This is a genomic window from Allobosea psychrotolerans (genome assembly GCF_002917105.1).
GTDB classification, from domain to species: Bacteria; Pseudomonadota; Alphaproteobacteria; order Rhizobiales; family Beijerinckiaceae; genus Allobosea; species Allobosea psychrotolerans.
Genome location: NZ_PQFZ01000007.1, coordinates 253,324 through 266,870, shown reverse-complemented (window position 1 = coordinate 266,870; position 13,547 = coordinate 253,324). Strand labels below are relative to the sequence as shown.

Here is a 13,547-nt window from a genome sequence, read left to right as displayed (position 1 = left end):
CTTCACAGCGCGCTCTTCTTGTCCTGATGCACGGCGAGCGAGCCGATCGAATTGCCGCCATCGACCGTCAGCGTCGCGCCGGTGACGTAGGATGAGAGGTCGCTGGCGAGATAGAGCAGGGCGTTGCCGACATCCTCGCGCGAGGAGGGCCGGCCGAGCGGGATCTGCGAGATCGTGCTCTGGATATGCGCGTCGGTCAGTCCGCTGACCTTGCTGCCGGCGGCGAAGCCCGGTTCGAGCGCATTCGAGCGGATGCCGTATTCGGCGAGCTCGACGCCGAAACCCTTGGTCAACCGGTCGAGGGCCGTCTTGGAGGTGGAATAGACGCAGGCCGTGCGGCGCATCTTGCGCGAGGCGCCCGAGGAGATGTTGATGATCGAGCCCTTGACGCCCTTGCGCACCATCTGCGTCGCGATCTCGCGGGTCAGGATGAAGGGCGCGCGCAGATTGACCGAGAAGATCCGGTCGAACTCCTCCGTCGAGGTGTCGAGCAGGAAGCCGCTGGGATAGATCCCGGCATTGTTGACGAGAATGTCGACCGCACCCCAGCGCTGGCCGATCTCGCCCGCGAGTGCCTTGATCGAGGCCTCGTCGGTCAGGTCGGCAGGCTTGGTGAAGCTGTCGGGGCGCAGGTCAAGCGATGCCGCCAGGGCGTCGAGCTCGCTCGCCTTGGCGTCCGTCAGAGCGAGCGTCGCTCCGGCCTCGTGCAGCGTCTGCGCAATCCAGCGCCCGATCACGCCGCAGGCGCCGGTGACGAGCGCGCGCTTTCCCTTGATGTCGTCGAACATGGCAATGGTCCTCAAAGTTCGAATGGTCGGCGCATGATGTGGTCCGAAAGCCGGTTCCCATTTTTCGGCATCACACTCAGCGGAAACGCGGATCGAGGCGGTCGCGCACGGCGTCGCCGGTCAGGTTGACGGCAAGCACGAGTACGAACAGGCAAAGCCCCGGCAGGGTCGCGACCCACCAGGCCGTGGCGACGTAGTTGCGGCCCGTCGAGAGCATCGCGCCCCAGCTCGCCGTCGGTGGCTGGACGCCCAGGCCGAGGAAGGAGAGCCCGGCCTCGAACAGCACCATCAGCCCGAATTCGAGCGTCGCGACGACCGAGACAGCGCCGATGATGTTGGGCAGGAGATGGCGGAAGAGGACGCGCGGCGCGCCGGCGCCCATCAGCGCCGCCAGCCGGACATAAGGCATGGTCGCGATCGAGAGCGTCTGGCTATAGGCGACGCGGGCGTAGCGCGGCCAGCGCGTCAAGGCGAGCACCAGCACGACATTGACGAGGCTCGGCCCCAGCACCGCGACGGTGATGATCGCCAGCAGCACGGCCGGGATCGAGAGGAAGACGTCGACGACGCGCATCACCGCGACCTCGATCCAGCCGCGCCGATAGCCGGCGATCATGCCGAGCGTGGTGCCGACCGTGCCCGACAGGATGACCGAGGCAAAGGCGACGATCAGCGAGACGCGTGCGCCATGGATGATGCGGCTGAGCAGGTCGCGGCCGAGCTCGTCGCTGCCGAGCCAGTAATGGAAGCTGCGCGAGACCGTGCCGGGCGGCTTCAGGCGGCCGGCCAGGTTCTGGGCATTGGGATCATAGGGTGCGAGCCAGGGCGCCAGGATCGCGGCCAGCGCCACCGCAGCGACGATGGCCAAAGGCCACCAGCGCCAGAGCTGGCGCTTGCGGCGCGCAGGCGAGGCGGCAACAGCGCTCATCGCCCGCCATCCAGCACGATGCGTGGATCGACCAGGCTGTAGAGCAGGTCTGAGACCAGGTTCAGCGCCACGGTGACGAAGGCGCCCATCAGCACGACGCCCTGCACGATCATGAAATCGCGTGCCAGGATCGCCTGCACGGTGACCTGCCCGATGCCGGGCCAGGCGAAGACCGTCTCGACGATGACGGCGCCGGCCAGAAGGTTGGAGATTTCAAGCGCCGCGACCGTGATCAGCGGGATCGAGGCGTTGCGGGCGATGTGGCGCACGAGCAGGCGCCCGGTGCGGACGCCGCGCGAGCGGGCGGTGCGGGCATAGTCCTTCGACAATTCGTCGAGCAGGGCCGAGCGCGTGATCCGCGCGAAGGTCGCCATCGAGAGCAGGCCGAGCGCGAAGGACGGCATCACCAGATGCGAGAGGTCGCCGGTCGATGAGGGCGGCAGCCAGCCGAGCAGCACCGAGAAGACCAGGATCATCAGGATGCCGCTCCAGAAGGTCGGCATGCTCTGGGCAGCGAGCACGAAGCCGGCGGCGAGCTTGGCCACGGGCTTGTCGCGGAAGATCGCGAGCAGGATGCCGACCGGCACGCCGATGCCGCAGGCGACGAGGAGCGCGCCCGCCGCCAGCATCAGCGTGTAGGGCAGGCGCGAGGCGATGATCGTCATCACCGGCACGCGCTGCACGACGGACTGGCCGAGGTCGAAGCGGGCGAGATCGGCGAGGAAGTCGAGATACTGGATCAGCAGCGGCCGGTCGAAGCCCATCACATGGCGCAGCGCATCGACATCGGCCTTGGTCGCGGTCTCCGGCACCAGCAGATAGGTCGGGTCGCCGGTCAGGCGCTGGACGAAGAAGATCAGCGTCACCACCCCGATGATGGTGGCGAGCGCCTGTCCGGCACGCCTGAGCAGGAAGCCTTGCACGAAACCTCAGTCCGTCCAGCTCATGCGGTTGAGGAACATGCTTTCATTCGGCGTCGGCTTGAACTGCAGGTTCTTGGTCGCGCCGTAGATCACGGCCGCCTGGTAGAGCGGCACCAGCGGGGCTTCCGCGGCGATGATCTCGTGAACCTGCCTGTAGGCGGCAAGCCGCTTGTCCTTGTCGAGCGTCTGGCGGGCCTCTTCGAGCAGGCTGTCGGCCTTGGGGTTGCGATAGGCCGACCAGCCGCTGCTCTTGTGGATCAGCGGGAAGAGCACGCCGTCGGCATCCTGGCAGGCGCAGGACCAGCGGCCGAAGCTCAGCGTCGAGGTCGCCTCCGGCCCGGCCTGCGAGCGCTTGAGATAGCTCGCCATGTCGGACATCGCGATCTTGACGTTGAAACCGGCATCGTTGAGCTGCTGCTGGATCGCCTGGACGATACGCTGGTCGAAGACGGGCGCGGTCGCGAGCTCGATCTCGGCTTTCGCTGCCGGGCCGGCCTCAGCGACGAGCGCCTTGGCCTTGGCGAGGTCGTAGCTTGGCCCCTTCAGCCCCTCGATCCAGCCGAAGCTCGCCGGCGTCAGCAATTGCGAGACCGGCTTGTCGAAGCCGCCGAGCAGGCCGTCGACCAGGCCCTCCTTGTCGATGGCATAGGCCGCCGCCAGCCTGAGCTTGACGTTGTCGAAGGGCGGCTTGACCGTGTTGAGGCGCAGATAGGCGACGCGCTCGGTCAGGCCGATCAGGGCCTTGGCCCTGGTCGCGGATTTGAGCTGGCCGGCCTGGTCCGAATCGAGCGTCACGCCGAGATCGCTCGTCCCGGCCTGCAGATTGGCGAGCCGTGTCGCCCCGTCGGGTACGGCGCGGAAGATCACGGCCGGGAAGGGGCCCTTGTCGCCCCAATAGGCGTCGTTGCGCACCAGCGAAACCTGCACGCCGCGCTGCCAGGTCTCGAACTTATAGGGCCCGCTGCCGATGGGTTTCAGGTTGAAGGCGTCCTTGCCGGCAGCCTCGACGATCGCCTTGGGCACGATCGAGAGCTTGACCAGCTGGGCGAGCAGGGCCGGATAGGCGCCGTTGGTGGTGAGCTTGACCTTGGTCGGCGAGAGTGCGGTCGCATCGGTGATCTTGTCGAACTGGCCGAGCTGCGGGCTGCCGAATTTTGGATCGGTGATGCGCTTGACGCTGTAGGCGACGTCCTCGGCCGTCAGCTTCGAGCCGTCATGGAAGGTGATGTCGGGCCGCAGCTCGAATTCAATTTCGGTGTCGGAGAGGTATTTCCAGCTGGTGGCGACCTGCGGGACGATCTCGCCCTTGTCGTCGCGGGTGACGAGATTGTCGAAGATGTTGCGGTAGACATAGTAGCTGTCGGGGTTCCACTGCACCTGCGGATCGAGCGAAGACGGCTCGTTGACGAGGTCGACGACGAGCCGCTCCTTCGAGGCCTGGGCCGGAGCAGCACCAAGCGCGAGCACGGCGGCCAGGGCGACCGCGACATGAGTGGTCCGCGAGAGAATGCTCATCACTGCTGCTCCTTCGAGAGGGGGATCGGCGAGAGGGGGATCGAACTGTCCGTGGTTGCGGTCGCGGGCCGCGCCTTGCGCCGGCGCGCCGAGCGGGCCGCCGGCTGCGCCAGGCGAGCCGACACCGCCATGAAGCCATGGGCGAGGGCGCTGGCGAAGCGCTCGTTCTCCTGCGTGATCGCGACGCGGGCAGCCTCCGCATCGCCCGCGATCAGCGCCGCCGCCAGCGCGCGCCGATCGGGCGGCGCGACGGGGTGGCCGGCGAGATCGAGCAGGCGCAGGATGCGGTCGGCATGGTCCCAGATCTCGCCGAGCCAGCGCCGGGCGAAGGCGCCGGCGCTGCTGACGAGCAGATCACGCAGTTGCCGCTCGGCCAGACGCGCGGTCGCCAGGGCGGCGGGCTCGCTGCGGCCAAAGACCGATTCCATCACGCCGAGCAGCGAAACCAGCAGCTCGCGTGCCTGTCCATTGAGGCGCTGCGCCGCGAGCGACGGCTCCAGCCTGCTGCGGCCATCCAGCATCGCCTCGATCAGCGCGCCGTCCACCGGAGCAATGCGCCAGCCCTGCCTGGCGTGCCGGCTGACGAAGCCCTCGCCCGACAAGGCGGTCAGCGCGACGCGGATGCCGGCCCGGCCGAGGCTGAAGCGCTCGGCCAGGGCAGCCTCGTGGATGAAATCGCCCGGTGCGAGTTCGCAGGCGATCACCGCCTGGCGCAGACGCCGGGTCGCGACATCCATCCGCGCCTCGGCGGCGGGCAGGGTCGCAGACGGGGCGAAGGGCGAGGAGGTGTCGAGCATGGCCGGCAATCTGGAACGGTTTGTGAGATTTCACAAGTGACTTGTGACATTTCATGTGCCGCGAGCTGCCGCGCCGATCGCATCTCGAAACCTCCTTCGAAGCGGGCGGAGAGCATGGCGGGCAGCGCGCCGGAATTGGCGGGGCGGCGCCAGGTCCGCAGGCCGCGTGGTCCCGCCGTCGCGATGCTTGCCTTGGACGTAAGGATTCTTTGACCTTTCCTTACGTCGCACTATGATTTTCTCGTCGCGCCGTACGATACTTGCGTAGGATTACGGCCGGGCTTTGTGTGAACGGGAAACTGCGCGTGCCGTCGCTTACGCTGTCGATACAGAACGTGGACCGGCTGCCCGATGGCGGCCCGCTCCAGATCACCATCAAGGGCCAGCGCGGGCTTGATATCGGCCGCGACCAGTATCTCGACTGGACCTTGCCCGACCCGGGCCGGATCGTCTCCAGCCGGCACTGCGAGGTGCGTTTCCGCGACGGTGCCTATTGGCTGCACGACGTGTCGAGCAACGGCACCTTCGTCAATGGCAGCGAATTGCGCATGTCGGGGCCGCACCGCCTCAAGGATGGCGACCGGCTCGAGATCGGCCACTACATCATCGGGGCGAGCGTCGACAGCGAAGCTGCGTCGGAGATCGCACCCGAGGCTGCCATGCCGTCCTTTTCTCGGCCGGAGGAGATGTGGGACAGCGCCTCGCCGGCGCCGCCGATCCCGGCCTCCGAGCTCAGGCCGTCGCGCCCGGCGGCCGAGCAGAACGACCTGATGAACTGGTACGTCGATATCCCGGAGCTCGACGAACCGGCGCGCCGCAACGAACCGGCCTGGCTGCCACCGGACCGGAGCGCCGCTCCCGCCGCGCCTCCGCCTGTTCCGCCGCCGGCATCGAATGCAGAAGCGCCGGGCTTCGAGGCTTTGCCGCCGATGACTGCGCCGTTGCTGGCGCCGCGCGGCGACTGGTCGATCCACCCCATTCCCGATGCGCCCGAGCCGGCTCAGCCTGCGCCCGAGCCCGTGCCGTTGGGCGGTTACATGACCTCGCCGCCGGCCGCGATCCTGGCCGCGAAGGCCGTGCGCCCGGCCGCTGCTGCTGTCGCCACGCCTCCCGAGCCGTTGCCGGCCGCTCCGCCGCCTTCGGTCAAGGCTTCGCCGGCCCAGCCTTCGGCCCAGGCGCAGATCGGCAATCAGCTTGCGGCGCGGATGGCGCGCGGGGCGGGCGTCAGCGAGGATATCTTCAACCGCCGCTCGCCCGAGGAGATGGCCGAGCTCGCCGGACTGCTGCTCAGGATCACCTGCGAGAACGTCAAGCAGATGCTGCAGGCGCGGGCGGAGACCAAGGGCCTCGTGCGCAGCACCAACCAGACCATGATCCAGGCGCTGGAGAACAACCCGCTGAAATTCTCTCCGACCGTCGAGGATGCGCTGCGGATCATGTTCGGGCCCAGCACGACGAGCTATCTCGACGCCAGGCGGGCGCTCGAAGACAGCTTCAAGGATCTGAAGACCCACCAGATGAACACCTACTCAGCCATGCAGCAGGCGCTGAAGATGGTGGTGCAGGATCTGGATCCTGCCGTCATCGAAGCCGCGACGGACAAGGAAGGCGGGCTCGGCGGCCTGATGGGCTCGCGCAAGGCCAAGCTCTGGGACCATTTCGTCACGCGCTGGAAGGCCAAGACCGAGCGCCACGACAACGGCCTGGTCGATGCCTTCATGCTGTATTTCTCGGAATGCTACGACAGGCTGGCGAGCAAGCTGCGCTCGTGAGCCGTCTTGTTCCTGGGTAGCCTTGCGGGTTTGCCGGGCACAATTTAGAGTTTCCGCAGCGTCACTCGACGGAGGGCCGAGCCATGCCGACCGGACCGGCTGCCCGTATAACCGATCCCGTTCTGCACCCGTTGCCGCCGGTCCTGCAACCGGGCCCGGGCAGCGCCAATGTCCTGATCGGCGGCCTGCCGGCATGGCGCGGCATCGGTGGGGCCGGCGCGGCCGCCGTGCAGGCGGCGAAGCAGGCGTCGGACGCCACGCTCAAGGCGGCGGAGGCCGCCAAGCTGGCTGCGGCGGGCACGCCCGGCGCTCCTGCTGCGGTCGCGGCCGAGGAGGCCGCCAAGACGGCGGCGTCCACCGCGATGAGCGCAACCATCACCGGCGCGGCTGCAGGCGGCGGCGGGGTCGATATCCATATCTGCGCCACGCCCTTGCCGATCCCGCCGCATGGACCCGGCGTCGTCGTCGACGGCTCGACGACCGTGATGATCAACGGCTTGCCGGCCTGCCGGATGGGCGACACCATCGTCGAGGCGCTCGGGCCGCCCAACAAGATCATGATGGGCTGCCCGACGGTGATCATCGGCGGCTGAGCGCCCGTTTGAAATGTCCGACAGCCCTTTCCTGAGGAGCCATTCCCCGGGGAATGGCTCCTCAGAGTCTGACCTCAAATGGACCGAGCGATATCAGAGGCTTCCGATCGCTCGACATCCCCGCGCCGTCATCCTGGACAAGCCGCGAAGCGGCGCAGCTCCGGGATCCATCGGAGGGCTCCGGAGCTCTACGATGGATCCCGGGTCGAAGCTTCGCTTCGCCCAGGATGACGGCGCGTCGGTGGCGAAGACAGAGCCATTGAAATCTTTGAGCTCATTTCAGGCCGGCTCCTCAGGATGAGGGCATTTCCAACCGGCGCTGAGCGCTTCCATTCGAACCGCGGCTCTACGCGACCTCATAGGCGAACTGCCCATCCGCGATCGCGACCTTGGCGCTCTTCACCTCGGTTTTCTCGATCGCCTTGTTGAGGAAGGCGCGCGAGAGCGCAGGCAGCAGCGTGTTGGTGATGATGTTGTCGATCATGCGCCCGCCGGAATCCGGATCGTTGCAGCGCGAGACGATATGCGCGACCACCGCGTCGTCATAGATGAAAGCGGCGTTGTGGTTCTCGCGGATGCGCTTGCCGATGCGATCGAGCTGGAGGCGCACGATGCCGCCCAGCATGTCCGGCGAGAGCGGATAATACGGGATCGTGACGATGCGACCGATCAGGGCCGGTGGGAAGACCTGCAGCAGCGACGGGCGCAGCGCCGCCGAGAGCGTGTCGGCGTCGGGCTTGGCGGACGGGTCGCGCGCCATGTCCATGATCACGTCGGTGCCGACATTCGAGGTCAGGATGATCAGCGTGTTCTTGAAGTCGATGCGGCGGCCGGTGCCGTCCTCCATCTGGCCCTTGTCGAAGACCTGGAAGAACAGCTCGTGCACATCCGGGTGCGCCTTCTCGACCTCGTCGAGCAGCACGACGGAATAGGGCTTGCGGCGCACGGCCTCGGTCAGGCGACCGCCTTCGCCATAGCCGACATAGCCGGGAGGCGCGCCTTTCAGCGTCGAGACCGTGTGGGCCTCCTGGAACTCGCTCATATTGATGGTGATGATGTTCTGCTCGCCGCCATAGAGCGCCTCCGCCAGCGCCAGCGCCGTCTCGGTCTTGCCGACGCCCGAGGGCCCGCAGAGCATGAACACGCCGATCGGCTTGTTGGGGTTGTCGAGCTTGGCGCGGTTGGTCTCGATGCGCTTGGCGATCATCGCCAGCCCATGGGCCTGGCCGACGACGCGCTTGTTCAAGGTCTCGGCCAGATTGAGGATGGTCTCGATCTCGTCCTTGACCATCCGGCCGACCGGAATGCCGGTCCAGTCCGAGACGATTGCGGCGACAGCCTGTTCGTCGACATGCGCGTAGATCTTGCGCTCGTCGGGGTTCAAGGCTTCGAGCGAGGCGTTCCTGTCCTTCAGCGCCGCGAAATCGGCTTCCGCATCGGCAGGAGCCGCTTCCGCGTCCTCGCCGATCGGTGCGGCGGCAGGTGCCGCGTCGTCATCGGCGGCGTCGTCATTGGCCGCGTCCGAGCCGGCCGCTGGAGCGGCTTTGTCCGCTGCTGCCTTCTCGGTTGCTGCCTTGGCGATCTTCTCGCGCAGCGCCTTGATCTCGTCGACGATCGCCTTCTCCGAGGCCCATTCGGCTTCGAGCTTCGCCAGCTTCTCCTGCAGCGTCGCGGTCTCGACCGCGATCTCGGCGAGACGCTCGCTCGCGTCGGTGCCGATGTCGCGATCGGTCTCCAGCGCGGTCTTTTCCTTGTCGAGCGCGGCAATGGCGATGCGCGTATCCTCGATCGATGCCGGCGTCGTGGTCTGGCTGATCGCGACGCGGGCGCAGGCCGTGTCGAGCAGGCTCACGGCCTTGTCGGGCAATTGCCGCGCCGGGATGTAGCGATGCGACAGGCTCACCGCCGCGACGATCGCCGCATCCGAGATGCGCACGCCATGGTGCTTCTCCATCGGCCCCAGAATGCCGCGCAGCATGGTGCAGCAGCGGGCGATGTCGGGCTCGTCGATCTGCACGGGCTGGAAGCGCCGCGTCAGCGCCGGATCCTTCTCGAAATAGAGCCGGTACTCGGCCCAGGTCGTCGCTGCGATGGTGCGCAGCGTGCCGCGCGCCAGAGCCGGTTTCAGCAGGTTGGCGGCGTCGCCCGTGCCGGCGGCCCCGCCCGCGCCGATCAGCGTATGCGCCTCGTCGATGAACAGGATCACCGGTGTCGGCGAGGACTGCACTTCGTCGATGACCGAGCGCAGGCGCTGCTCGAACTCGCCCTTCATCGAGGCGCCGGCCTGCATCAGTCCGATATCGAGCGAGCACAGCCTGACGCCGCGCAAGGGCGGCGGCACGTCGCCCGACGCGATGCGCTGGGCAAAGCCCTCGACCACGGCGGTCTTGCCGACGCCGGCCTCGCCGGTGAGGATCGGGTTGTTCTGGCGCCGCCGCATCAGCACGTCGATGATCTGGCGGATCTCGTCGTCGCGGCCGGTGATCGGGTCCATCGTCCCCGAGGCCGCCTTGGCCGTGAGGTCGATCGAGAAGCGGTCGAGAGCAGTCGAGCCCTTGGCTCCGGGCGCGGCCTCCGCGCCCGGCGTGCCGGCCGCGCGCAGGCCCGAGCCGTCCATCGGCTGCAGCGATTCCTCGTCCGACTGGGCCCAGACGGTGCGGTGCTCGCCGGCCAGCGTGTCGACCGGGATTTTTGCGAATTCCTTGGAGGCATCGACCAAGGCGCGGCGGACATCGAGCGATTTCAGCGCCGCGACCAGGACATGGCCGGAGCGGATCTGGGTCTCGCCGAAGAACAGCGTCGCATAGTGCCAGCCGCGATCGAGCAGGTCGGTGACCTGGTTCGAGACGCCGGGCATCTCGGTCTCGTTGCGCTTGAAGCCGTTCACGACTGCACCGATCTCGGCGAGCATGCGGGCGCGGTCGAGCTTGTAATGGTCGATGGTGATCGCAATGTCGGATTTGTCGTTCTGCAGCAGATACAGCAGCCAGTGCGCCACCTCGACATTGCGGTTGCCGCTGCGCTTGGCTGCGCGCAGCGCCTGGATGAAGGCGTCGTAGCCCAGGCGGTTGAGCTTGCCGGTAATGGCCTCCAGACTGATCTCGCTCATGACGGCCCCTTCGTCTTGTTGGTTTTCGGCGGTTTTTTCGGCTGCGGGGCGGTCTTCTGCCCCGGCTGGAAGCGCGCATCGCAACGGATCTCGCCGGCATCGACCTCGCGCTTCGGTGACAGCCATGAGGTCCAGCCCAGCTGGCCCGAGCGCGACAGGCGCATCGGCTCGACCTTGCTGGCGGGGATGGCGAGCTCGATATCCCAGGTGATCTCGTGGCCGACGACGAAGAAGATCGCGTCGTTCAGGGCCTGGCAGATGTCGCCGCTCGGCAGGAAGCGCCGGTATTCGTCGAGATCGGCGGTATGCAGCCGCACCACGATCTTGTCCTCGATGCTGAAGACGCCGGCGCCGATCAGCATGTCGACGCCGAGCCGGGCATGGCGGCCGCCGAGGCTGGAACGGTCGCTTTCCTCGAATTCGATCTTCATGCCGACGAATTCGTCGATCTCGACCTTGAGATTGAACATCCCCTCGAGAAAGCCGCGCAGGCGCGCCGCCGATTTCGCCTGCGCGCCGAGCAGGCCGGAAAAGCCGGCCTTCAGCGCGTCCGGGGTGGCGTCGAGCCCGCGATAGGGCGCGCTGCCCAGCCCGATGCCGGAGCCCACGAAATCGAAGAAGCGGTCATGGTCGAGGCTGTCATGCTGGGCGACGGGCCTGGCATCGGCCCAGCTGCGGAAGAACAATTGCAGGAAGCGGTTCTGGAACAGATCGAGAAAGCGCGGAAAGGCGTCGTCGCCGGCGAGCAGCCAGCCATGGGCCTCCTCGGTCGTGGCATAGGGCAGGGCGCCCTGCGGGCCGAGCAGGCCGAGGAACTTGACCAGGATGCGCATGCGCCCGGTCGCGTCCGCCCCGGCCTTGGCCAGGGTCGAGGCCGGGAAATCCATATAGGGGTCCTGGCCCAGCGCGACATAATCCTCGCGCGTCGCGCTGGAATTGCCGATGCGGGGCTGCTTGGGATTGGCGCGCTCCAGCCGCCGCAGCGTCTCGTAGAAATCGAAGCGCCAGGGCTCCCGGGTCAGATCTTCGAGGAAGCTCACAGCACCCTCCTCGATCCGGCGCGAGGCGGCCAGCGCGCGATCTCGCCGCGCTCGACCGTGCGGATCACGGTCTGGGTGAAGTGGTTCATGCCGGCATATTCGGCGAAGAAACGGTCGAGGATGGCTCCCAGCAGGAAGGCGCCCGAGCCCTCGAAGGCCTTTTCGTCCAGCGTCACGGTGACCTCCGTGCCGCGCGCCGCGCCGAGCCCCGCGCGATGGCGCACGCGCCTGACCACGGGGCGGCTGTCGAGCGAACGCGTCCCGCGGATGCGCCGTTCGGTGGCGGCGTCCGCGAGGTCGGCGAAGAGGGCGAGTGTCTCGCGCAACGCTCGCCCGTCCTTGCCGCCGCCGCGCTCCAGCAGGCCGAGATGGTTGAGGCTGAGCATGTTGATCAATCGCCAGGTCACGGTCCCGGTATGGGCGGTCTCGCCGCGGCTGCGCAGATAGGAGGCGACGGGCTCGCGCGGCGCCGTCGGCCCCGCCACGCAGACGATGTCGAGCGTCTGGTCCTCGGGCAGGCGGAAATCGGCGCCGCTGCTGCCGACCGGCAATTGCTCGGCCAGATGCCGGTTGCTGCAGAAGGCGCGGATGCTGAGCTCGACGACGCGCGCGGCCAGATCCGTGCCCGGCTTCTCCGTCAGCGAGATGAACATGTCCGTGCCGATATAGTCCGAAGCCGCACCGCGCTGCTTCTCCTCGATCGAGCGGCGCCGGGGCAGGCGGCGGATGGTGTAGAACAGCCCGGATTCATCGCCGTTTTCGAGCGAGGAGGAATAGAGCGGGCGCACCGGCACCTTCTCCCGCCCGCCGGCGAAATGCGCGAAGACCTCGATGATGCGGTGCGGTTCGAATTCGAGATAGCGGCTGCGGTCCGGCACGACATGGTGCTCGTGGACATTGGTCTTCATCGGAATGCGGTCGGTGCCCATCTCGAACAGGTTCACCGCAGGACTGGTGTAGAGCGAGAAGGTGTTGCCATCGACGATGCTGCCGAGCCGCGGGCTCGCCTCGTCGAAGACCATGACGATCTCGATATTGCGCGCCGCGAGCGACTGGCGGACGGCTTTCAGCCCGCCCAGCGTGAAGCCGAGGAATTTGCGCGGGAACATGAAATATTCGCGCAGCAGGTCGAAGCCCCGGAAGATCCGGGCATCATGCGGCAGGAGCGCCTCTTCCTCCTCCATGCCGATCTGCCGCAGGCAATCCTGCGGCAAGGGCACGGCGACCGGATCGCCGAACGGGTCGAGATAGCGCAGGAAGACGCCGATGCAGCGCGCCATGATGTGCTCATAGAGGGCGTGGGCGTCCGGCTCCGCGCCGGTGAGATAGAAGGGCAACGTCTCGAGCTTCGTGCCGGAGAACCAGCATTCGGGCTTCGCCTTGGCCTCGGTGTCGGAAGGCTCGTCGTCGCGGCGCGGCGTGGTGCGGTGGGTCAGCCCGATGCGCAGGCCCGCCAGCGCCCGCCGGTCGATCGGGATGCCAAGGCCCTGCAGGGCGGCAGGCGTCGCGAAATACTCCGCGCCGGTGATCTCGAAGGGCCAGAGCGTGACGTCGGAGGCAAGCCGATAGCGGCAGGCGACGCGGCGGCCGCGCTGCTGATAGGTCGCGTCGATATAGCTGCCCTTCGCGATGGTCTTGCCTTCGCGCAGCGCCGTGTCGCCGAAGGCGGGCTGGAAGCGCGCCAGGATGCAGGAGGGCGTCGGCGCCAGATAATTCGGCACCAGCTGCTCGAGCAGATTGGAGGTGAATTCCGGGAATTCGTGCTTCAGCTTGAGCTGCACGCGTGCCGCGAGAAAGGCCGTGCCCTCCAGCAGCCCGGACACCATCGGGTCGATGCGGTCGCGCACCAGGCCGCCAAGGCGATCGGCAATGCCGGGATATTCGTCGCCGAACTCCTTGGCCTGCTGGTAGAGCAGATCCAGTTCGCGATTGTAGAGATCGAGGAATTCGCGATCCATGGCGGCTAGAGTGTCGTGTCGAAAAGCGGAAGCCGGTCCCTGGGCGACATCATGCCCTCATGCTGCGATGAGCGCCGGAGCGGGTCGAGATGATGTCTGGAGGCGTCATGGGTATATTCCCGAA

The 13,547-nt window shown here is 67.3% G+C and carries 10 protein-coding genes; 2 read left to right on the top strand and 8 right to left on the bottom strand.

All coding sequences use genetic code 11. The annotated features are described in order from the left end of the window. Nucleotides 1-2 precede the first annotated feature (2 nt). From CYD53_RS14705 to CYD53_RS14685, 5 genes are all read right to left on the bottom strand, one after another. Nucleotides 3-788 carry an SDR family NAD(P)-dependent oxidoreductase gene (locus CYD53_RS14705; protein WP_103718836.1) on the bottom strand — a complete coding sequence of 262 codons (786 nt, stop codon included), beginning with the start codon at nucleotides 786-788 and terminating at the stop codon, nucleotides 3-5. Between the two features lie 76 nt (nucleotides 789-864). Next, nucleotides 865-1,716 (bottom strand): nickel transporter permease, encoded by an 852-nt coding sequence (nikC, locus tag CYD53_RS14700; protein ID WP_103718835.1) that lies wholly within the window; start codon nucleotides 1,714-1,716, stop codon nucleotides 865-867. Then, nucleotides 1,713-2,639 (bottom strand): ABC transporter permease, encoded by a 927-nt coding sequence (locus CYD53_RS14695; RefSeq protein WP_103718834.1) that lies wholly within the window; start codon nucleotides 2,637-2,639, stop codon nucleotides 1,713-1,715. The genes nikC and CYD53_RS14695 overlap by 4 nt, the downstream gene beginning before the upstream one ends. A gap of 6 nt (nucleotides 2,640-2,645) precedes the next feature. Next, on the bottom strand, nucleotides 2,646-4,154 hold the full coding sequence (locus CYD53_RS14690) for an ABC transporter substrate-binding protein (protein ID WP_103718833.1): 1,509 nt from the start codon (nucleotides 4,152-4,154) through the stop codon (nucleotides 2,646-2,648). Continuing rightward, nucleotides 4,154-4,951: a GntR family transcriptional regulator gene (locus tag CYD53_RS14685; RefSeq protein WP_103718832.1), complete on the bottom strand. Its 798-nt coding sequence runs from the start codon at nucleotides 4,949-4,951 to the stop codon at nucleotides 4,154-4,156. The genes CYD53_RS14690 and CYD53_RS14685 overlap by 1 nt, the downstream gene beginning before the upstream one ends. Nucleotides 4,952-5,256: 305 nt before the next feature. Here CYD53_RS14685 and tagH point away from each other — a divergent pair, with 305 nt between their 5' ends. Together tagH and CYD53_RS14675 are read left to right on the top strand one after the other, a co-directional pair. Then, nucleotides 5,257-6,723 carry a type VI secretion system-associated FHA domain protein TagH gene (gene tagH / locus CYD53_RS14680; protein ID WP_181011872.1) on the top strand — a complete coding sequence of 489 codons (1,467 nt, stop codon included), beginning with the start codon at nucleotides 5,257-5,259 and terminating at the stop codon, nucleotides 6,721-6,723. Between the two features lie 83 nt (nucleotides 6,724-6,806). Then, the gene (locus CYD53_RS14675) at nucleotides 6,807-7,316 is read left to right on the top strand and encodes a PAAR domain-containing protein (RefSeq protein WP_103718830.1); all 510 of its coding nucleotides are present in this window, start codon (nucleotides 6,807-6,809) and stop codon (nucleotides 7,314-7,316) included. 346 nt (nucleotides 7,317-7,662) lie between these two features. Here the strand turns inward: CYD53_RS14675 and tssH are convergent, their stop codons facing one another. From tssH to tssF, 3 genes are read right to left on the bottom strand one after another with little or no spacing between them, the layout of a single operon-like run. Then, a complete protein-coding gene (tssH, locus tag CYD53_RS14670) occupies nucleotides 7,663-10,425 on the bottom strand; it encodes a type VI secretion system ATPase TssH (protein ID WP_103718829.1) in 2,763 nt (920 codons plus the stop codon). Continuing rightward, the gene (gene tssG, locus CYD53_RS14665; RefSeq protein WP_245928239.1) at nucleotides 10,422-11,465 is read right to left on the bottom strand and encodes a type VI secretion system baseplate subunit TssG; all 1,044 of its coding nucleotides are present in this window, start codon (nucleotides 11,463-11,465) and stop codon (nucleotides 10,422-10,424) included. The genes tssH and tssG overlap by 4 nt, the downstream gene beginning before the upstream one ends. Continuing rightward, a complete protein-coding gene (gene tssF, locus CYD53_RS14660) occupies nucleotides 11,462-13,423 on the bottom strand; it encodes a type VI secretion system baseplate subunit TssF (protein ID WP_103718827.1) in 1,962 nt (653 codons plus the stop codon). The genes tssG and tssF overlap by 4 nt, the downstream gene beginning before the upstream one ends. Nucleotides 13,424-13,547 lie beyond the last annotated feature (124 nt).

What these genes read in the sequence shown, in the direction of transcription:
- CYD53_RS14690 (WP_103718833.1), bottom strand. Translation starts at nt 4,154, where the DNA reads ATGAGCATTCTCTCGCGGACCACTCATGTCGCGGTCGCCCTGGCCGCC.
- tssF (WP_103718827.1), bottom strand. Translation starts at nt 13,423, where the DNA reads ATGGATCGCGAATTCCTCGATCTCTACAATCGCGAACTGGATCTGCTC.
- tssH (WP_103718829.1), bottom strand. Translation starts at nt 10,425, where the DNA reads ATGAGCGAGATCAGTCTGGAGGCCATTACCGGCAAGCTCAACCGCCTG.
- CYD53_RS14675 (WP_103718830.1), top strand. Translation starts at nt 6,807, where the DNA reads ATGCCGACCGGACCGGCTGCCCGTATAACCGATCCCGTTCTGCACCCG.
- CYD53_RS14685 (WP_103718832.1), bottom strand. Translation starts at nt 4,951, where the DNA reads ATGCTCGACACCTCCTCGCCCTTCGCCCCGTCTGCGACCCTGCCCGCC.
- CYD53_RS14705 (WP_103718836.1), bottom strand. Translation starts at nt 788, where the DNA reads ATGTTCGACGACATCAAGGGAAAGCGCGCGCTCGTCACCGGCGCCTGC.
- nikC (WP_103718835.1), bottom strand. Translation starts at nt 1,716, where the DNA reads ATGAGCGCTGTTGCCGCCTCGCCTGCGCGCCGCAAGCGCCAGCTCTGG.